Origin of the sequence: Vibrio sp. YT-18, assembly GCF_033337345.1 — a bacterium.
GTDB classification, from domain to species: domain Bacteria; phylum Pseudomonadota; class Gammaproteobacteria; order Enterobacterales; family Vibrionaceae; genus Vibrio; species Vibrio alginolyticus.
Map to the genome: position 1 here is coordinate 45,305 of NZ_JAWOQO010000006.1, position 21,417 is coordinate 66,721.

At 45.7% G+C, this 21,417-nt stretch carries 16 protein-coding genes; 6 read left to right on the forward strand and 10 right to left on the reverse strand.

Annotated features, from left to right (window positions below; translation table 11 throughout):
• Positions 1–63: 63 nt before the first annotated feature.
• From R7M72_RS10015 to R7M72_RS10040, 6 genes are all read left to right on the forward strand, one after another.
• Positions 64–432, forward strand: a complete 369-nt coding sequence (locus tag R7M72_RS10015; protein ID WP_017635908.1) for a YacL family protein — start codon at positions 64–66, stop codon at positions 430–432.
• A gap of 188 nt (positions 433–620) precedes the next feature.
• Positions 621–959, forward strand: coding sequence for a P-II family nitrogen regulator (locus R7M72_RS10020; RefSeq protein ID WP_318056155.1), 339 nt, complete (start codon positions 621–623; stop codon positions 957–959).
• Positions 960–986: 27 nt separating this feature from the next.
• Complete coding sequence (locus tag R7M72_RS10025) at positions 987–2,216, forward strand: ammonium transporter (RefSeq protein ID WP_005386568.1); 1,230 nt, start codon at positions 987–989, stop codon at positions 2,214–2,216.
• Between the two features lie 152 nt (positions 2,217–2,368).
• Complete coding sequence (locus tag R7M72_RS10030) at positions 2,369–3,382, forward strand: Fe(3+) ABC transporter substrate-binding protein (protein WP_005386566.1); 1,014 nt, start codon at positions 2,369–2,371, stop codon at positions 3,380–3,382.
• A gap of 99 nt (positions 3,383–3,481) precedes the next feature.
• Positions 3,482–5,107, forward strand: coding sequence for an ABC transporter permease (locus tag R7M72_RS10035; protein WP_053304117.1), 1,626 nt, complete (start codon positions 3,482–3,484; stop codon positions 5,105–5,107).
• Entirely contained in the window at positions 5,107–6,138 is a 1,032-nt protein-coding gene (locus tag R7M72_RS10040; protein ID WP_005380055.1) for an ABC transporter ATP-binding protein, read from the forward strand. Before R7M72_RS10035 ends, R7M72_RS10040 begins: the two co-directional genes overlap by 1 nt.
• A gap of 155 nt (positions 6,139–6,293) precedes the next feature.
• Here R7M72_RS10040 and R7M72_RS10045 read toward each other — a convergent pair whose 3' ends face one another.
• The 10 genes from R7M72_RS10045 to R7M72_RS10090 form a co-directional block, all read right to left on the reverse strand.
• The gene (locus R7M72_RS10045; RefSeq protein ID WP_258484328.1) at positions 6,294–7,706 is read right to left on the reverse strand and encodes a phosphoglucomutase/phosphomannomutase family protein; all 1,413 of its coding nucleotides are present in this window, start codon (positions 7,704–7,706) and stop codon (positions 6,294–6,296) included.
• 125 nt (positions 7,707–7,831) lie between these two features.
• The gene (locus tag R7M72_RS10050) at positions 7,832–10,240 is read right to left on the reverse strand and encodes a GH36-type glycosyl hydrolase domain-containing protein (RefSeq protein ID WP_318056156.1); all 2,409 of its coding nucleotides are present in this window, start codon (positions 10,238–10,240) and stop codon (positions 7,832–7,834) included.
• Between the two features lie 84 nt (positions 10,241–10,324).
• Positions 10,325–12,244 carry a beta-N-acetylhexosaminidase gene (locus R7M72_RS10055; protein ID WP_318056157.1) on the reverse strand — a complete coding sequence of 640 codons (1,920 nt, stop codon included), beginning with the start codon at positions 12,242–12,244 and terminating at the stop codon, positions 10,325–10,327.
• A gap of 8 nt (positions 12,245–12,252) precedes the next feature.
• Entirely contained in the window at positions 12,253–13,143 is an 891-nt protein-coding gene (locus R7M72_RS10060; RefSeq protein ID WP_318056158.1) for an N-acetylglucosamine kinase, read from the reverse strand.
• Positions 13,144–13,145: 2 nt separating this feature from the next.
• Positions 13,146–14,885: a glycoside hydrolase family 9 protein gene (locus tag R7M72_RS10065; protein ID WP_238843853.1), complete on the reverse strand. Its 1,740-nt coding sequence runs from the start codon at positions 14,883–14,885 to the stop codon at positions 13,146–13,148.
• Between the two features lie 63 nt (positions 14,886–14,948).
• Entirely contained in the window at positions 14,949–15,944 is a 996-nt protein-coding gene (locus R7M72_RS10070) for an ABC transporter ATP-binding protein (protein WP_005380041.1), read from the reverse strand.
• Positions 15,945–15,991: 47 nt separating this feature from the next.
• The gene (locus R7M72_RS10075; RefSeq protein ID WP_005380040.1) at positions 15,992–16,975 is read right to left on the reverse strand and encodes an ABC transporter ATP-binding protein; all 984 of its coding nucleotides are present in this window, start codon (positions 16,973–16,975) and stop codon (positions 15,992–15,994) included.
• 2 nt (positions 16,976–16,977) lie between these two features.
• A complete protein-coding gene (locus tag R7M72_RS10080; protein WP_054579088.1) occupies positions 16,978–18,003 on the reverse strand; it encodes an ABC transporter permease in 1,026 nt (341 codons plus the stop codon).
• Positions 18,004–18,005: 2 nt separating this feature from the next.
• A complete protein-coding gene (locus tag R7M72_RS10085; RefSeq protein WP_005380038.1) occupies positions 18,006–18,992 on the reverse strand; it encodes an ABC transporter permease in 987 nt (328 codons plus the stop codon).
• Positions 18,993–19,162: 170 nt separating this feature from the next.
• Positions 19,163–20,845 (reverse strand): ABC transporter substrate-binding protein, encoded by a 1,683-nt coding sequence (locus R7M72_RS10090; RefSeq protein ID WP_005380037.1) that lies wholly within the window; start codon positions 20,843–20,845, stop codon positions 19,163–19,165.
• Between the last annotated feature and the right edge of the window lie 572 nt (positions 20,846–21,417).

Consider the following 21,417-nt stretch of genomic DNA (forward strand, 5'->3'; position numbering starts at 1 on the left):
TGCTTTTTTTATGGGAGCAATTCGCTATACTCGCACCAAATTGATACGAAATAGGCAATCTCGGTGGAATTTGAATTCATTCGTAACACGTTGATGGGCGAGTACTACGTAAAATGTAGCATGGGACATGAGATTGTAGGGCGCTGGTTGCAAGAAGAAATTGGTAAAGATCCGATGAAGATTGCACAGGTTGAAAAGCTAATTGAGCGGTCATTTTCAGCGCCTTCTCAGGAGCATAACCTCACAGGCACGGAAATTAGCTTGATGATTCAGGGCGACGAAGTTCTTGTACAAGAAAACGCATTAGCCCATGAATATGATGTCGAGATGGAAAGTGAGTTCGACTTCTACAATGCAGAAAGTACAGCAAGTTGTGGGATAGAGGATTTCATGGCACTTATCGAACAGTGGAAAGACTTTTTGAACATTTAATGCACAGTTTTGGGTAACTTCTCTGCCGTTGCTTTAAATTTGTGAAAAGGGCGCACCGATATGGTGCGCCCTTTTTGTTTATAGATATGTAAATTGAGGTTAGTTTTTATTATTCAATAACTTAAAAACTTGGCACGTAGATTGGATTATAAGAAGTGTTTCAGGATGAAAGCTTCGGAGATAACTCAATGAAAATAATCAATGCCATTATTAAGCCGTTTAAATTAGACGATGTACGAGAAGCATTGGCTGATGTCGGTATCGAAGGGATGACAGTATCAGAAGTTAAAGGGTTCGGTCGTCAAAAAGGTCACACGGAATTGTATCGCGGTGCAGAGTATCAAGTCGATTTTCTACCAAAGGTGAAAATTGAAATCGCGACTCACGCAGACAATGTAGATCGCGTTGTTGAAGCAATTACAAAAGCTGCGCAAACCGGAAAAATCGGCGACGGTAAAATTTTTGTTTACGATCTGAACCAAGCGGTGCGTATCCGAACTGGCGAAGTGGACGCAGAAGCACTTTAAGAATTCAAAGGATTGGAGATACTTATTATGGAATTAACAACAACAGTAACCGAGTTACGTTACGCACTTGACACCTTTTTCTTCCTCATTTCCGGTGCGTTGGTAATGTGGATGGCAGCAGGCTTTGCGATGCTAGAGGCTGGCCTTGTGCGCTCTAAAAACACAACAGAAATTCTTACGAAGAACATCTGTTTGTACGCCATCGCATGCACGATGTTTCTGATTGTCGGTTATAACATCATGTATGTCGATAATGGAGAAGGAGGCTGGTTACCTTCATTTGGTACGCTAATTGGTACTCAAGGTGAAGGGGCCGACCACTCTTTAGAGTCTGACTTCTTCTTCCAAGTTGTCTTCGTTGCAACTGCTATGTCCGTCGTTTCTGGTGCGGTAGCTGAGCGCATGAAGCTTTGGTCTTTCTTGATTTTCTCTGCGATTTTAACTGCGTTTATCTATCCAATGGAAGGTTACTGGACATGGGGTGGAGGCTTCCTAGCAGAAGCTGGATTTAGTGACTTTGCGGGGTCTGGTATCGTACATATGGCAGGTGCTTCTGCTGCTCTTGCTGGTGTGTTACTGCTTGGCGCGCGTAAGGGTAAGTACGGTAAAAATGGTGAAATCTATCCGATTCCAGGTTCTAACATGCCTTTGGCAACGTTGGGTACTTTTATCCTTTGGTTTGGCTGGTTTGGATTTAACGGTGGTTCTCAGTTGATGGTTTCAGATTTTGAGAATGCTACAGCGGTAGGTCAGATCTTTCTAAACACTAACGCAGCAGCGGCTGCTGGTGCAATTGCGGCGCTATTCGTTTGTAAAACTACTTGGGGTAAAGCCGATTTAACGATGATCCTCAATGGCGCGCTAGCTGGCTTGGTTGCCATCACTGCAGACCCTCTATCGCCATCACCACTGTACGCGGTTGCGATTGGTGCGGTGTCGGGTGCACTAGTAGTATTCAGTATCATTGCTCTAGATAAACTTAAAATTGACGATCCAGTAGGTGCTATCTCAGTTCACGGTGTGTGTGGTTTCTTCGGCCTAATGGTAGTGCCACTGAGCAACGGTGATGCAACGTTTGGTGCACAGCTTTTAGGTGCCGTAGTTATCTTTGCTTGGGTATTTGGTGCTAGCCTAGTTGTGTGGGCAATCTTGAAAGCGACCGTTGGGATTCGCGTTACAGAAGATGAAGAAATGGAAGGTATGGACATGCATGATTGTGGTGTTGGTGCTTACCCAGAGTTTGTTACGGTGAAATAATCATTAGCTTGTAATAAATGGTTACACACTTAACACAATAAAACCTGCTCCGATGAGCAGGTTTTTTAATATTCGTCATTGTCTTCTTATTGAACATACATATAATAACGCAACTGATAAACGTTATCATTAGCATGGTAAAGGATTAAACAATGAAAAAACTGCTAACTCTTTCAGCACTAACTTGCGCTACTCTAGCTCCAACAGCAATGGCTGCTGAAGAAGTGAACGTCTACTCTTACCGTCAACCTTTCCTAGTTGAACCTATGTTCAATGAGTTCACTAAAGAAACTGGTATCAAAGTAAACGTAAAATTTGCTAAAAAAGGCTTAGCAGAAAAGCTAGCTCAAGAAGGTGAGTACAGCCCTGCTGACGTTATTCTTACGACAGACATCAGCCGTCTAGCTGAACTGACAAACAAAGGTTTAGTTCAGAAAGTCGATAGCAAAATCATTGAAGAAAACGTACCTGCTCAATACCAAGATAAAGAGAATGAGTGGTTTGCTCTAACTCTACGTTCTCGTAGCGTTTATTCATCACGTGATCGCGTAGGTAAACTAGGCGCAGATTTCAACTACGCAGACTTAGCTAAGCCAGAGTTCAAAGGTAAAATTTGTACTCGTAGCGGTAAGCACCCGTACAACGTTTCTCTAGTTTCAGCAATGATTGCTCACAATGGCGAAGCAGAAACCAAAGAGTGGTTAGAAGGCGTGAAAGCAAACCTTGCTCGCAAACCACAAGGCAACGATCGTGCACAAGTTAAAGCGATCAAAGAAGGCCTATGTGATGTTTCTCTAGGTAACAGCTACTACCTAGGTAAAATGGTTAACGACAAAGAGCAAAAAGCTTGGGCTGATGCAGTTTACATCAACTTCCCTAACCAAGAGACTACAGGCACTCACGTGAATATCTCTGGTATGGCGATGGCTAAGTACTCTCCAAACAAAGACAATGCTGTGAAGCTAATGGAATTCCTAACGGGTGACAAAGCACAGCAAATGTACGCAGAAGTTAACTACGAGTACCCAGTTAAAGAAGGCGTGAAGCGTTCTGAGCTTGTGGAATCTTGGGGTGACTTTAAAGCAGACAAGCTTTCTCTAGACGATATTGCAGCCAACCACGAAGCGGCAATTAAGCTATTAGATGAAGTGAAATTTGACCTTTAATTCCTTGTGGGGGTATAACAGTACCCCCATTTGATTAAAGGATATGAGATGTATTTGCAACAGCATTTGTATTTCATACAGCCTTGCAGTAATTAGGCGATGAAAGATAAACACTCTTTATGGAAAACCAGTAGTGGGGTAATAACTCTGCTACTGGTTTTGCCGATCTTAGCGATCTTCTACACCGCAATTGGTGAAACGGATGATTTGTTTGCTCATTTAATGGCAACGGTCATGCCGACTTATATTTTTAACACGGTTGCGCTAACTGTTGGCGTAATGGTGCTGTCCTTAATTCTTGGTATTCCAAGCGCTTGGATAATGGCCATGTGTAAACTGCCGACCGAAAAATGGTTGCAGTGGGCATTGGTGCTACCTCTTGCAATGCCAGGTTATATCATTGGTTATATTTTTACTGATTGGTTTGATTTTGCAGGCCCGATTCAGATCTTTTTGCGTGATGTAACCGGATGGGGACCTGGCGAGTATTGGTTCCCTGACATTCGTACGTTGCCTGGTGCGACCTTTGTGTTGGCTTTGGTGTTGTATCCTTACGTGTATTTATTGTGCCGGGCTGCGTTTATGGAGCAAAATGTCTCTTTATTGCAAAGCGCGCGTTTGCTCAAGTGCTCTCCATGGGAAAGCTTTTGGCGCATCTCGATGCCGTTAGTAAGACCCTCTATCGCAGTAGGTTTATCATTGGTCGCAATGGAGACCATCGGTGACTTTGGTACGGTAAGTTACTTCGCGGTGAATACGTTAACCACAGCGGTCTACGATACTTGGTTGGGGTACTCTAATCTTAATGCGGCAGCCAAGATTTCTGCCATGATGCTCGTCATTGTAGTACTGCTTCTTAGTGCCGAACGATACAGCCGCCGTAAGCAAAAGCTTTTTCAAAGCCAATTTAACAGTCACGAAGATTTTCGTTACGAGTTGACGGGCTGGAAAAAGTGGACCGCACTAGTTTGGTGCTGGGGCTTGGTTTCGGTCGCGTTTATTTTGCCGCTACTACAGCTGATTGATTATGCGATCACTTATTTTGCGCAGAGTTGGACCTCAGAGTTTCGTGAATACGCATGGAACAGCTTAGTTGTGTCTGTTATTGCTGCGATTATTGGTGTTGCTGTCGCACTGATCGTTAACTTTACCCATCGAGTCAATGGTAAACGAGAAAGCTTGGCATTTATGCGTCTTTCTTCTATGGGCTATGCAGTACCAGGAACGGTACTAGCCATCGGTGTGATGGTCGCTGTGCTGTTTATGGATCATCGTGTCAACGACGTTGCTAAAGCCATGGAGTGGGGAAGACCGGGACTTATTTTTTCTGGCTCCATGTTCGCCCTGGTTTTTGCCATGGTTGTGCGCTTTTCCGCGGTGGCAATTGGTAGTATCGAAAGTAATTTAAATAAAATTTCTCCGTCGTTAGATATGGCATCGCGCACTATGGGTTGTAAGCCCAATGTCATGCTATGGCGCGTGCACTTTCCGCTGGTTAAGCGCGGTGCACTGATTGCGGCTTTATTAGTGTTTATCGAGTCGATGAAAGAGCTTAATGCTGCTTTGTTACTTCGTCCGTTTAACTTTGAAACACTAGCCACATACGTTTATAACTTCGCCTCGGATGAGCATTTAGAATTGGCCGCTTTGCCAGCGGTTCTGTTGGTTCTTGTTGGGTTGATCCCGCTTGTTGTTGTTAACCGTTCACTGGAGCAAAATCACTGATGAGCTGTGCATTATCAATTAAAAACCTAACGTGCCAATATGACGATCAAACCGTACTCGAATCATTGTCTCTTGAGGTAGAACAAGGGCAGATTGTCTGTTTGCTAGGAGCAAGTGGTTGTGGGAAAACAACACTATTAAAGGCCGTTGCGGGATTATTGCCGTTAACGTCAGGCGAAATGAGTCTAAATTGCGTCACAATTGATGATGGGGAAAACTGGTTGCCGCCAGAACAGCGTAACATAGGGATGATTTTCCAAGATTACGCACTTTTTCCTCACTTGACGGTGGAGCAAAACATTGCCTTTGGCTTAAAGCAGTGCTCGACAAAAGAGAAAAATGCCAAAGTTCAAGAAATGTTAGAACTCGTGCACCTTCAAGGTTATGGCGATCGTTATCCTCATCAATTGTCTGGTGGACAGCAGCAGCGTGTTGCGATTGCTCGCTCATTAGCTTACAGCCCAGACTTACTGTTACTGGATGAACCGTTTTCTAATATTGATACGCAAGTTCGCCATGAGTTGATAAGTGAGATCCGTAAGATTTTTAAGGCCCAAGGTGTGACTGCCATTTTTGTTACGCATAGCCGTGAAGAGGCTTTTGCTTTCGCCGATAAAATGGCAGTGATGAACAATGGAGTCATCGAGCAATATGGCACAGCATCTGAGCTTTACTACCAGCCTTCAAGTAAATTTGTCGCTGATTTCTTAGGTGGTGGCAGTTACCTTGCTGCTAAACGGGTTTCGAATTCAGAATATGAAACCCACTTGGGCGTGGTTGAAGCCACGGCTCAACAAGATATTCCAGTACAGGCGGAGTGCTCTTTACTGCTAAGACCGCAGCATGTGCAAATTCAATCCGATGAAGATAGTTCGGTAACCGTATTGGAACAGCATTTTATGGGTGATCACTGCCGTTATGTGATTAACGCGAATGGTGACCGTTTGTTAGCTACAGCTTCGCAAGCATTAAATATAGGTGAGTCCGTCGCGGTGAAAATTGAAACGCAAGGCGTCCTGGCATTTGCTTAACGCTCCTGAGTATCTTTGCTATCTCGTTTACGACTTTCCAATATACAATAAAAAAGCCCGGCAGTGGGGCCGGGCAAGTGCTCTTCTCCTGTTGATGAGCGCCCTTTCAGACAGCGTCGACTCTCATCATAGTGCTCGAAGCGGGCACAGTTCAGTTATAAAGACAAGAAGTCTTTAAACTGTTGAAGAACACGTTCCGCAGTGTCCTTATCTTGCATCTCTGCAAAAATTCGTAGCAGTGGCTCAGTGCCAGAGAAGCGAGCGATGATCCAACCGCCGTTTTTGAAGTAGACTTTCGCACCATCTTCATAGCTGACTTTTTCGATTTCAAACTCAAACTCAGGCAACTTCTTTTCAACATAAATCTTGTTGAACAGTACGTCTTTTTGCGCTGGTTTGAACTTGCAATCGCCTTCTGCCATGTAGGCATAGCCGTACTTGCCGTAGATTTCATCCAGCAACTCAGACAGCTTCTTGCCGGTTACTGAAATCATTTCTACCAATAGGCTTGATGCGAATACGCCGTCTTTACCTTTGATGTGGCCGCGAATGGTTAGGCCACCAGAGCTTTCCCCGCCAATCAGTGAGTCATCCGCTTCCATTTGGGAGCTGATGTGCTTAAAGCCTACAGGAACCTCAAAGCATTTCTCGCCATGATCTTCGGCGACTTTATCGAGAAGGTGGGTGGTTGCGATGTTACGTACCACGGAGCCTTTCCAGCCTTTGTATTCAAGCAGGTAGTAGTAAAGCAGCAGTAGCACTTCATTTGGATGAATGAAGTTACCTTTTTCGTCGATAATACCAAGACGGTCCGCATCGCCATCAGTACCGATGCCAATATCGTAACCTTGCTCTTTCACTAGGTGCATCAAACGGTAGAGTGTTGCAGCGCTTGGCGAAGGCATTAACCCACCGAAATCTGGGTTTTTGCCATCGTTAATCACATCAACGTCACAGCGGCCGTTGATTAATACGGTTTGCAGTGCGTTTTTCGCGACACCAAACATTGGGTCGATCAAAACACGTAAATTCGCCTTCTTGATCGCTTCGATGTCGATAAAGTCGATGATTGAGTCAACGAATTCGTTCATCGGGTTGATGATTTCAATCAGCTTATCTTCAACCGCTTGTTCAAAGTCGACGCTTTTTACATCTTGCGCAGTGAGCGCGTCTATTTGTGATTCGATTTTTTGGGTGATGATTTCATCTGCGTCACGACCGCCTTCAATGAAGACTTTAATGCCGTTGTAATCGGCAGGGTTGTGTGATGCGGTAATACATGCCGAGTATGCGCAGCCCATTTCTTTCGCTTTAAACATTACGATAGGTGTTGGGACAAATTTGTCGATAAAGCTAACCATAATGCCGTTTGCTGCTAGAACTTCAGCGAACCAACGACCTGCTTTATCGGAAAGAAAACGACGGTCATAGCCAATCACAAAACCGCGATCAGCAACCGATTCGTTATTCGTGATGTTTGCAACTGCTTGGGCAACCAAGCGTACGTTATCTTTGGTGAACTCCTCACCAATAAATGCACGCCAACCGCCTGTACCAAATTTGATCATGATTCGATCCTCGATAAGAGCGGCATCCCACCGCGTCTTAAATCTTTGCTAGCGAACCGATGCACTTGTAAAACATAAATGCACCGGATAAATCAAAAGGGGAGAAGGACTCCCCCAAAAGATGATTAACCTAGAGTAACGATAACTTCGTTTACTGAACCTTCCGCTTGAACTGGTACAGATGCACCATTTACAGCTTCACCGTTCACGGTAATCGACTTAACGCCTTTGCTTACTGAGTCTGGGTTAACGACTTTGATGTTGTACGTTGCTCCTAGCCATTGGCGAGTCACTTCGAAACCAGGCCAGTTCGTTGGGATACATGGATCGATAGTTAGGCCATCGAAGCCTGTACGCACACCAAGAATAAAGTTGGTAACAGCGAAGTAAGCCCAGCCTGACGTACCTGTTAACCATGGGTGGTTTGCACGACCGTGGTCTTGGTGGTCACGACCCATGATGAACTGAACGTATGAGTATGGTTCTGCAATACGTTTTTCGATGATGTCGTTCTGGTTGTATGGGTTTAGCGCATCGTGGAACTTCATTGCACGATCACCACGACCCAGTTTCGCTTCAGCTACCCAAGCCCATGGGTTTGGATGCGAGAATATCGCACCGTTCTCTTTTACGCCTTGGTAAACACGAGTTACGAAGCCGATATCATCATTCGGTGTTGCAAAAGATGGTGAGTTTAGGTGGAGGCCGTATTCAGAGAATAGGTTCTCATCGACAGCGTCCATCGCTTTTTCGCCGCGCTCTTGAGATACCGCACCAGAAAGTACCGCAAGTGTGTTTGACTCTAGGTGTACACGACCTTCTTTTTGTTGCGCTGTACCGATCTTTTCGCCGTTTTTCGTTAGACCACGGATATACCAGCCGCCTTCTTCGTCCCAAAGGTGTGTTTCACACGCTTCACGCACGTTCGCTGCCATCTCGGTGTATTTTTCAACGTCGGCTTCCTTACCTAGGTATTTCGCTAGGTCGATGAACTCCTGCAGTGCCCAGAAATGTAGGAACGACACCATTGAAGATTCGCCGCCACCTAGGTTCAGACAGTCGTTCCAGTCTGCACGCAGACCTTTACAGATACCGGTTTGACCTACGTATTCAGCCGAGAAGTCTAGCGCGGCTTTCATGTGGTCATAAACCGTTGCATCGCCACCGTCGGCGTAAGGGATCACTTCGTCGAAGAAGCTGTGCTCACCGGTTTCCATCACGTACTTACAGATGGTTGGAACTAGCCATAGGTGATCATCAGAACAGGTGTCTTCGATGCCGTGAATTTTGTCTTCATCAGAAGGTGTTGGAACTACGGTTGGAGATTTAGATGGTTTAACATCCGCTTTTTCTGGATCAAACCAATCTGGATCGAATAGGTGTAGACCGTAGCCCGCTTTTACTTGGCCGCGCAGTAGGTCAACGATACGTTTGCGCGTCATTGCTGGGTTAGCGTGAGGAACTGAGATTGCATCTTGCGCTGTATCGCGGTAACCAAGACCAGTACGGCCTCCCACCTCGATGAATGAAGCAAAGCGAGACCACACCACACACGTTTCCGCTTGGTATAACGTCCAAGCGTTGATCATGGTATCTAGACCTTCGTTTGGTGATTTCACTTGGAACTTGCCACAACGCTCATCCCAGTGTGCTTTGATACCCGCAAATGCGTTGTCGACTTCTGCAAGGTCTTGGTACTTAGCACGCAGACGCTCTCCGTTGCCTTTACCGATACCGAGAATGTAAGCAAAGCGAACTTCTTCACCCGGCTGAATAGTAAATTGCTTATGCAAAGAGCCACAGTGGTTGTAACAAGTTTGCGCTGTATTGAAACACTTACCTTGTTCTACCGCTAACGGGTTTGCTTCGTCACGGTATAGGCCTAGGAAGCTGTCACGTTGGCCGTCGTATGAATCTGGGTCAAATGTTGAAGCTAGGTAGTAGAAGCCTTCGAAATCGTTGGTGTTGTAGTACAGGTCGTACTCGATCACGCCTTCGTTGTAAGCTGTACCTGCCGAGTACAGAGACATCTGATGGTTTTGGTTATCAGATTGAATGTGGCTGAATGAGAACTCAACAAATGAGAATGCACTGATCGTACGTGGTTTGTCAGAGGTGTTTTTAATCACTACATCCCAGATTTCAGCGTCTTCGCCTTTTGGTACGAATAGCGTCTTTTCAGCTTCAATACCGTTGTACTCACACTTAAATTTAGAGTAAGACAAGCCGTGACGAACTTCGTAGTTTGCTTCGTCTAGGCTCTTCGCAACTGGTTGCCAAGAGATTGACCAGTAATCACCTGTCTCATCATCACGCAAGTAAACGTAGTGTCCTGGGCGATCGAATGTCGCATTTGGACGGAATTTAGTAACACGGTTGTATTCTGGAGAGTTGTAGAACGAGTAGCCACCCGCGTTGTGCGAGATAACCGTACAGAACTTCTCAGTACCTAGGTAGTTGGTCCATGGTGCTGGTACGTCAGGGCGAGTGATGACGTATTCGCGATTCTCGTTATCGAAATAGCCGTATTTCATTTGTGTCTTTCCTTTTTACGAAGCTGCATCAGCAGCCAAAATTTAAAAACTCTTCAAGCGTGATGTTTCGACATCAGTTTTGTATTACTTCCACGGTTTACGGTAATTCACTCCCTGCAAATCAAGCAGAGGTAGATGGCCTTTCAAGCGTGATAAATAGTCGGTCCAATCTCGGTGTTGTTTGTCTGTCCAACATGCTTCTGCCATTGCAGTTAAACGAGGGAAGATCATGTAGTCCATGCGAGGTTGGTTATTGATAATTTCGCACCATAATGCTGTTTGAATGCCCCAAATGCGCTTACGTATTGGGTCGTCAGCAGGCACTTCAGCGATCGGCTCGTAGTTGTAAGCTTTTTCTAGTGGCAGTGGGTTTGCCCAGTCCACGCCCGGTTCTTCAGGTGCGTAGTCTTGGGTCATATCTAGGTAAGTGGTTTGTGCTGGTTGCAGCACCACATCAAAGCCTTGGCGAGCACAGTTCAATGCCGCTTCTTCGCTTAGCCATGAGTAGATCACCGTATCTTTACTGACTTTGTCGCCGTGTTGAGCTTCTTCCCAGCCCAGCATGCGTTTGCCCAATTTACGAAGTTTGTCTTCGGCATAACGCAAGAAGTGTCCTTGCAAATCTTTGTAGTCGCTGTAACCCAGTTGTTCCATTAGTGCTTGGCATGCTGGGCTTTTTGACCATACGCCGTTAGGTACTTCGTCGGCACCAATATGGACGTAAGGCGCAGGAAAAAGCGCAGAGACCTCTTCTAGCACTTTGTCGATAAATTCATAACTCCCCGGCAGAGCAGGGTTAATGACGTTGTCGTTGTAATGCTGAATACTGCGGTATTCGGTGGTATCTTCCGCTTCTACCAATAGGTGTGGTAACGACTTGATGGCGGCTCGGCAATGACCAGGTACATCAATTTCAGGAATGATGGTGATGCCGCGTTGCGATGCAAATTCGATAACGTCTTTGATGTCTTCTTGTGTGTAGAAGCCGCCGTAACGTTCATCAAAGTGTGTGTACTGTGGTTCATTGATCTCATCCAATCCGCGCCAAGCACCAATATCGGTCAGTTGAGGCAGTGATTTGATTTCAATTCGCCAACCCTCATCGTCGGTAAGATGCCAATGGAACGTATTGAACTTGTAATGAGCCAGTTGGTTGATCAAGCGTTTGACTTGCTCAACGGAGTGAAAATGACGAGCACAATCCAGCATCATACCGCGGTAACGAAAACGTGGCCTGTCCTTGATTGAACAGCAAACTACTTCCATTGAGTTAGGTTGATCGCCAACTTTGATTAGTTGTAATAACGTTGCACAAGCATGGGTAAAACCAGACGAAGATCCTGCTTCAATTTTGATTGACTCTTCGGCTACTTTCAGTTTGTAAGCGCCTTCATCCAAGGTTGGGTTGCCTTTGAAGATGATCTGACTGCCATTGTCTGATGCGAACTCAAATTGGTGAATGCGCTTAAGCTCATCAAGTAGCCATTCTTTAGCTGAATTGGCCAGGCTTGAATAAACCGCGACGCCAGCATGATGATCAAAGCTAAAATAGTGATCGCTGACCTCAATATGGTTTGGTTTTGGCAGCAAGGGCTGTGCATGGGTTAAACTTGCAGGAATCTCACTGCGTTCACGGTATGGTGAAGCTAATACGATAGGCGTGACATCCACTTGTGCGCGCTGTGGGTTTCCATCAACGACAAAGTTGATCATCGCTTCGTTAAAGCCATCCGAGTAATAACGGAATGGGTTCGAACCAATACTGAATTCACAGTAATAGTGATGGTTGGCAGCCAGTACCACCCCTTCTGGCTTAAGTGTGCAAAAACTACCAATTTGAGTCAGTTGACCATTTGAAACGCTGTCTGGAAGAATGTAACGATCGAAAGCGAAAGTTAAGCTCCAGCTGTTTAGGTCTTGGTCGCTCAAGTTATGAAAGGTGAGGCCAAAGCGGCAGTTTTGTTTCTGCTCAGAAAGGACTACGAGATCAACACGATATTCCATATCTACTCCTACGCCGCACTGAGCGAGTAAAGGTTATGTTCTGGTTTGCCAGCAAACATAATTGCGCCTTCAATCGCGTCAAACTGTGGCTCAACAATCCATTGCTGAACTGGTGGTGAAAGCCAACGTACAATGCGTTCAGCTATGCTGCCCATTAAACAAATACGTGTTGCGCCGCGCTTGTTTAATGCCACGAGAAACATTTCTATATCCGCTGCGGTTTGCTTCAGCATTTCAATGGCCAGTGCATCGCCTTGTTCCGCATGTTGGAAAATAGCCGGAGAAAACTGCCCATAATCACGAGGAAGCGCCTGTTTTGACCACGCCACCACGTTGTCGACCTCATTTTCGAAATGCGTCATAACGTGTTGTGCTAGGGGCGTTTTTTCTCTGATGCCATCTTCAGCTAACAAAACTTGCTGAACTAGGCGTAGCCCCATCGCTGCGCCGCCACCTTGATCCGAAATAGGGAACTCACGACCACCGACAACATGTTGCTCCAATCCGTTAAGGTAGATGCCACAAGAACCGGTTCCCGCAATCATGATTGCGCCATCTTCGCCATTGTGCGCACCAACGCACGCACCGTAAGCATCGGTATTCAGAGTCATACTGGCAAATGGATGAGGAAGAGACATGAAGGCTTGCCAAGATGCTTTGTGCTCTGCGCCAGCAAGGGCTAAGCCGACGTGCATCGACGCGAAATCTTGTTGTGTCAGACCGCCTTGCTCGGTAGCCGAAGTGATGGATTCAAGAATCGAAGCCATTGCTATTTCAGCACCTAGCATGATGTTGGCACTGCCGCTTTTGGCCTCGCCAAGAAAATTACCTTGTGAATCTTTAATCCTGGCTCGACATGACGTGCCGCCACCATCGATACCGACAAAATACATTCCCATGATTATTCTTCCTTCATATTTTTAGAGGTCGCCAACTGAGAAACATGCTGAGCTTGACTCATTATCGCGAGTAAGTACCAAGCGCCATGCGGGATCCATTGTTCGCCCCAGCGCCAGTTTTGTAACACGTCTTCTTTTTGTGCTGGTGGGTTAAATGCAATGTCTTCCTCGTCTTCAAAGCCGCCAGTGATTCCGTTACACACGCCACCTTTTGCGTTGAAGAAACCATATTGAGGGAGGTAATCAGGGTTGTTACGACCATGGCCATCTAGCATGCACATGTCGTATGGGTTTAAGCCTACAACCCAGTTCAATGCATCTTGAGCAAACACAGAAAGTTGTTGCTGTACTTCTTGCGACGCTATATGCGGTTGAGCAAGGTACGCCATGGTCGCGAGTGAGCCCAGTCGAGCATTCTCGCCTTGCCACCAATAGCCAGATTCATTGTTTTGTGCGACAAAAAATGCCTCGCGTTTTGACTCATTTACGCCTTTAACATATTGGCGAGGGTAACCGAATGGGTTGATCACTTTATTCGATATTGTGATCTCAAACTCACACGCTAGGTTGACGATACGTTTTACCGATTCCGCTCGTGCTGAGTCGTCTTCAATTAATAGATATTCGCATAGGGCAATAACTGGTAGGCCAGCTTCGGCTGCGTGAAAATATGGACGGCTGCCGTCTTGGTTTGCTGACCAAAAGTGTTGAATCTGTTCGTCGCTCATTTGGCGTGCAACTAAACGTTGCGCCCAGAAACGGCTCTCTTCCAAGTAGCGAGTTTCTTTGGTTGCTTTAAACAGTTCTACACAAGCCAGTAGCGCACAGTATTCGTCGATAATGTTTTCTTCCCCATCATTGAGGTACTGCGTATTGTGCTCTTTTAAGTGCCAGTAACCATTTTCGGCAGCGTTGCGGTATTTTTGTTGATCGTATTCACCGTGAACACTTAAACGCGACGCTGCCGCTAGCGCTGCAATGGCGACACCGCCACCTTGTCGAAAGCCTGCTTGATAGTCGTCAAATTTGTGACCAAGTTGAGTTTCGTACGCGCAAATCTCGCGTTGCGCAGTATCTTTGCTCCACTTGTCAAAGACCGTCATGTAGAAAAAGCCTTTTTCGTTTTGCATACGCACAAGAAAGTCTGCACCGAACAGGGCTTCTTCAATCAGACGTGTACGTGTGAAAGCTGCAATGTCTTCGCTTCCTTCAAGCAATGAAACCCCTTTTAGGATGTTCCAAACCACCATTGGGGTTTGTTGAGGATTCAAATAATTCGCGTATGAAAGGTGACTTAAATACTTGCTAACGTCTCCTGATGCGTCGTACCAGCCGCCGTGTACATCAACCTTTTTATTGGAGTTTAGTACTGGAAGTTGTCGATCTTGTTGATCGAAGATCCCGCCGCAACGTTGCGATTTGAAGTAGTGGATCACATCTGACAAAGTTTGATCCAACAGAATGTGTTCGCCAACGATGAAAGAGGAAGAGCGCGTATCTTCTACTTGCAAGAAATAGTCACCTGACGTTGTGAAAGAGGAAAAGTCGATGAGGTAGAAATAGCCCTGATGCCAGTTCGCCACTTTACCTTGTTCTTCAACCGCAAAAGTTGCCACGGTTTGCTCGCTAGTGGCACAAATCAATTGAGCAGTGTAAGAAGACAAGTGTGGTTGTTCGGTCTGGATAATGGCTTTCTTTGGGCCCAGACGTTCATAACCAATGTGGTTAGTCAGTAGCAGCATTCAATGTCTCCGGGAAACGATAAAAACAGGAATGGGCCAGGCTGAACCTGACCCTCGTTATGATTAATCTTCAAATAAGTAACAGCGGACAAAGTGGTTGTCGGACAGTTGAGTGACGCCCGGTAGTCGTTCGCGACATTTGTCGGTAGCGTGTACACAACGTCCAGCAAATGGACAGCCGACAGATTCTGGTGTCCAAAGTGGGATTTCCCCTTTGTTGCCTTTCAGTTTCTCGTGAATAGACTTCGATGGATCTGGAACCGCAGATACCAACAGTTGCGTATATGGGTGTTGAGGATCGTGAATGATTTCTTCAGTATCGCCCCATTCAACCATGTGACCTACGTACATGACCGCGAGATCTTCAGCAATGTAACGCGCTGTTGCGATGTCGTGAGTGATGTAAAGCAGAGACATTTGTTTCTCGAACTTCATCTCTTCCATCAAGTTCAGAACACCGGCACGGATTGATACATCGAGCATCGATGTTGGCTCATCCGCCAATACCACTTCTGCACCAACTGCGATGTTACGAGCTAGGTTTACACGTTGACGCTGACCGCCAGATAGCTGGTGCGGGAACTTTTGCGCCGTTTCTTTTGGTGGAATAAGACCAACTTGTTCAAGTAGGTCGTACACACGCTCTTCCAGTTCTTTCTTGTTGCCCGGTGCTACTTTCTTATGAATCAGCAGCGGGCGCGCAATATGGTGGAAGATATTGTGCGTTGGGTTTAGCGAGCCAAACGGGTCTTGCCACACCATTTGTACACCTTCACGGTAGGTCATTAAATCGTGACGAGAGGTGATGTCTTGGATATCACGACCTTTGTATTCAATGATGCCATCGGTTGGTGCGTACATTTTTGCAATCATTTTTGCAGTAGTAGACTTACCTGAACCAGATTCACCTACCACTGACAAGCCGCGGCTCTTGTACATTTTGAAAGAGACGTCGTTGATTGCGCGCATCTTAGATTGTTTGATTGAGTTACTGTTTAAAGGGAAGTCCTTAACGACATTTTTACCCTCAATCAGCAGTTCGCCGAATTGTTTGCTCATAATTCTCTCCAGTGTAATTTTTGTTCTTAGCTAGCGTTTTTTTGTTGTTAAACCTTAGCTTGAGCAATGGTGTCGCCGTACAAATGGCAATTTGAGAGGCGACCTGGTTCAATTTGACGTAATTGGGTTGGTACACGTGTACATGCTTCATGTACGCGATCGCAACGAGCTTGGAAGCGGCAGCCCCGTGGTACTTCTAGCAAGTTCAACGGGTTACCTGGAATACCAGTCAATTTGGTCTTTGGTCCAGTTAGTGGAGGGAAAGAGCTACCCAAACCTTTGGTGTAAGGGTGGTAAGGACTTTCCAGAATTTGCTTAGAAGGCGCGACTTCAATCAACTCACCTGAGTACATGATGCCGATACGATCCGAGAACTCGACCATCAATGACAAGTCATGTGTGATGAACAGAATTGAGAAACCAAACTCTTCTTTAAGCGCGTAAATTTTTTGTAGAATTTCACGTTGAACCACTACATCCAATGCGGTAGTCGGTTCGTCCATGATGATCATTTTTGGGTTCAGAGCCAAAGCGATTGCGATTACTAGACGTTGACGCATACCACCAGAGAACTGGTGCGGGTAATCACTCAATCGGCTAGGGTGGATATCAACGATTTCCAGCAGACCTTCAGCGCGTGTTTTTGCTTGAGCGCGAGTCATATTAGTATGACGCATGATGACGTCACAGAACTGCTCTTCCATGGTTAGAACAGGGTTCAAAGCGTTCATCGCACTCTGGAATACCATCGACATTTCACTCCAGCGGAACGCTTGCATGCGATCATCGCTGTACTGAAGGATATCTTCACCGTTGAAGATAACCTCACCACCTGTGATAAACGCTGGTGGCTTATGAAGGCGCATTAGTGAGAAGGCAACAGTGGACTTACCACAGCCAGATTCACCAGCCAGACCGAATACTTCACCTGGTGCAATGTCGAAGCTCACGTTGTTACAGGCGCGGACATCGCCCGCGTCTGTGATGTAGTCTACGCATAGGTTACGGATGGAAATTAGTGGTGCAGTCATGATTATTTATCTCCGCTCCATAGTGCATTTTGTGGTGCCAGTTCAGGCTCACGCTCTTTCTTGTCTTTTGCTGCTAGTTTTTTCCAGCGTTTCATGCCTTTGTGAGAACGAAGTTGAGGGTTCGCAATTTCGTCAACGGCAAAGTTCAACAGAGCAAGACCAGTAACCAGTAGTGTTAGGGCAATACACGGTGCTAGGACTTCCCACCATGCGCCAATCAGCATGGCTGATGAGGTTTGCACGTTGTAAAGCATGATGCCCCAACTGATCGTGTTGGCATCACCCAAACCTAGGAACGAAATGACCGCTTCAGTGTTGATCGCCAGCATTACTGAGCCAATGAAGCTCGCACCGACAATCGGGATAAGGTTTGGTAAAATCTCAACGAAGATGATGCGGAATGAAGACTCTCCCAATACTTCGGCAGCTTTAACGAACTCTTTCTCGCGTAGTGCCATAGTTTGAGAGCGGACAACACGTGCACCCCATGCCCAAGAAGTACCAGCGATAATCAAGGCAATGGTGAGTGGGCCTGCTTCACCGATAAAGGCCGCCAGCACGAATAGCAATGGATACTGCGGAATTACTAACATGATGTTCATTGCGGCACTCAATATGTCATCCACTTTACCGCCGAAGTAACCTGCCGATATACCAATGACTGTTGCTAAGAAACACACGATGATGCCAGCACCAAAGCCTACACCCAGTGATACTCGTGCACCGTAAGCCACCTGCGACCAGATATCGCGACCCATTCGGCTAGTACCTAATACGTGGTCGGCCTTTTTAGACATAATCAGCGTACGACGATCGTCTGCTAGGTTTTTAGCGACCCAACCATCAGGATTGTTTTGTGCCTGTTTTACAACAAAGCTTGGGTATTCGTGTGGGTTACCGGTTCGCTTGTCTGGCGCATGCTTTGTAAGTAAAGGAGCGGCAATCGCAACGAACACGAACAGCGTAACAATGCCAAGACCAATGCGAGCAAATGCGTTACCTAAAATAAGTTTGAATAGTTCTTTCATGATTATTTGCCTCCCGTACGTAGGCGAGGGTCTAGAATCATGTACAGCATGTCAGCCATTAAGTTGAAGCACAGCATGAACATCGTCATGATAATTAACTGACCTTGAAGTACTTGGTAGTCACGAGCGTGAATTGCGTTCAATAGAACAGTACCTAGGCCTGGGTAGTTGAAAATCATCTCGATGATTAATTGACCTCCAATGGCCATACCTAAAGACATAGACAGTGCGGTAACACTTGGAAGTAGTGCGTTACGTGCGGCGTAATTAAAGACGACGCGGTTTTCACTCAGCCCTTTACCTTTAGCCATCGTGATATAGTCTTCGGCGAGAAGGTTGATCATGTTGTTACGCATGTTAACTAGGAAGCCACCAATTTGAACGATGGTTGCACAGAATAGAGGTAGTACAGCGTGGTAACCCACGTTCTTGATGAACTCCCAGCTTGTCCAATCAGGAATAGTACCTGGCGTGTAAGCATAGCCAGATGGGAACCATTTCAGGCCAATCGCAAAGGTAAACAGCGCTAACATTGCGATAACCATTTGTGGAATAGCTTGAATGATCAATGTGCCAGGCGTTACGAATGCATCGTACTTACTACCGCGCTTCCAGGCGGCAAAAATACCTAGGACAGAAGCGATGGAGAAAGAAAGTACAACCGCAGTACCAGCTAGAAATAGTGACCAGCCAAATGCACTACCTAGTAAAGAATTAACTGAAAGTGGGTAGAACTGGATTGAGGTGCCCAATTCCCAACTTAGAATGTTTTTAATGTACGAGAAGTACTGAATGTAAATTGGCCCATCAACGAAACCGAGCAGTTCTTTCATTGCTGCGATTCGTTCTGGAGTCACCTGTACTGAAGCATTAGCAAACATCATGGTAACTGGGTCACCAGGCATTGCTCGCGGAATAATAAAGTTTAACGTCGCTGCAACTAAGAGCGCGACAAGATAGAACGACAAACGTCTTAAAAAATAACCCATAACTCACACCTTACTCACCCAGATTTTTTCCCTGTTTCTGGTTTCAGGTCGCTCCTAGCGAAATTTAGAGCGAAAAATCCCCTGACGACGAGCGCCACATATTGGTTTCGTTAACAAGGGATTTTTATAGGCGGCACACGGGATGTATGCCGCTTGAAATGAACTTCTACTTATTTAACTGGTTTTAGGTCCAGTACGTGAAGTAGACGCTCTGGGATACCTGCCCAAATGTTTGGACGGCCCTTAGGGTTTTCTTCGTTCCACCAACCAGTGAAGCGAGTTGTGTTGTATTGGTACATGTACGCGCCAGATAGCACAGGAATAGTTACTTGGTCCTGAGCAATGATCTTCTGAATGCCATGAGCGATCTCTAGCTGTTCTTGCTTATCTGCTGTCTTGTAGAAGCTGTTAAGAAGACCGTCTAGCTTATCGTTCTTGTAGAAGTGCATTGCAAAGCGAGGCATGCCGTCACCAGCTTGTAGCTTCGAGTTGTAGCCACTATCCCAGTACAAGTGTGGATCTGCACCGTGGAAGTAGTTGGTGTAAGCAACGTCGTAAGTACCTTCTAGCATTGCTTGGTTGTATACCGAGAAGTCCGGTGTACGAGCACGAGCTTTAATGCCCACTTCTGCTAGTTGCTCAACGGCTAGTTGTACTGTGTTGTTGAAGTCAGTCCAACCGTTTGGTGATTGAATTAGAAGCTCGAAAGACTTGCCAGATGGTGTATCCACAAAGCCATCTTTGTTTACATCTTTGAAGCCAGCTTTAGCTAGAAGCTTTTTCGCACCTTCCGCGTTGTATGTGTTGTAGCCTTTGTACTTGTTGTGCGTCTCTTCATCAGACCAAGCTTCGAATGCGTAGCCAAGGCCAGATGCGAAGTCGTTCACTGTACCGCCGCCGTAGAAAGCGATATCAATAATAGTTTGACGGTCTAGCGCCATAGAGAACGCACGACGGAAGTCAACGTTAGTTAGCGCTTCGTTTTTCGCAGCGTCTGGGTTTTTGAAGTTCACTACAAATGCTTGAGTACCCGCTGGTGGGTACCAGTAGTGGTGATTCGGACTTGCTGCAGCGTACGTACGGTCGATGTCTGGTACGAATGAAGACGTCCAGTCCATTTCGCCGTTAACGATTTTGCCCAAGAATTGGTCGTTGTTCGCGATTTGCGGCACACGCAGACAGTCTACATCTAGGTTGTCTGCATCCCAATAATTCGGGTTCTCACACTGGATATATAGCTGCGGTGTGAAAGTGTCGATTTCGGTAAATGGACCACTGCCTACTGGATTTTCGTTTGTGAATGTTGCTGGATCTTTTACTTTGCTCCATACGTGCTTAGGTACGACGGGTACTTTCGCAATTTCGTAAGGAACGTTTGAGTTTGCTTCGCTTAGACGGAATTTAACTTGGTAGTCGTTAACTTTTTCTACGCCAGTCACCCAAGAGTTGATACCAGATTGGTCTAGCTCTGGCTTCTCTTTAACTAGGTTGAAAGAGTAAACAACATCATCAGCGGTAAACGCTTTGCCATCAGACCATTTTACGCCCTTACGGATATCGAAGGTTACGCTCATCAGGTCATCAGCCATGGTAAAGTTTTCTGCTAGACGAAATACAGGCGTATTACCGTGCATTTCGTTAAAAACAACGAGCGGCTCGTAAATAAAGTCGGTTGTTGTGTGCAGGTTAGTTGCACCCAAGAAAGGGTTAAAGTTACGAACGAAAGTTGTAAACTCTTTAGGGTGGATAGTCAGTTCACTGCGTTCAGCCGCAGTAGCTACCGATGCAAAACCTGTAGTAGCCGTTGCAATAATTGCTGTTGCTAGTGCTGTTTTTTTAATATTGGCAAGCATAGCTGTTCCTTACTATTTGCTTTCATTTCACTAAATGGAATTGAATGTCATCAATTGATAAACACTCTCTAAGACCTACCTCTTGTACATGCCTTACTCATTACAACATTGAGTTTCGCCAAGAGTGGCCTGTAGGCCTTAGGCAGGAGTAAGAAAACACCTTATCCATAAAATAATCAAACTTGATTCCCGTTAAAAACGTTAAAATCTCTGAGCTCTCCGTTATAAACGTTATTTTGGCTAATTTTAACCAGTAGAGGGACAAAAAATAAACGTTGATATGCGTCGCAGTTTATATCCTTGTTAATAATGAGTGTTGGTGATTACTAACCTGGTGATCCATTTAAAATATACGTTTCTTGCTTGGTTTCTAGGTTCGGAGATCTCGCTCACATGCAGAAATGGTGTTAATTAATCAGCTAAAAATTAATCTGCCGTTCTGTTGTGATTAAGTTCGCAATCTCTATCAATAGTTCGTCAAAATCCGCTTGTTATCTGAAAAATGGCCTTTTTTATCGACAGTTTTCTTCCGTTTGTCGTCCTTTTTTTATTGTATGAATGAAGTTTTTTGG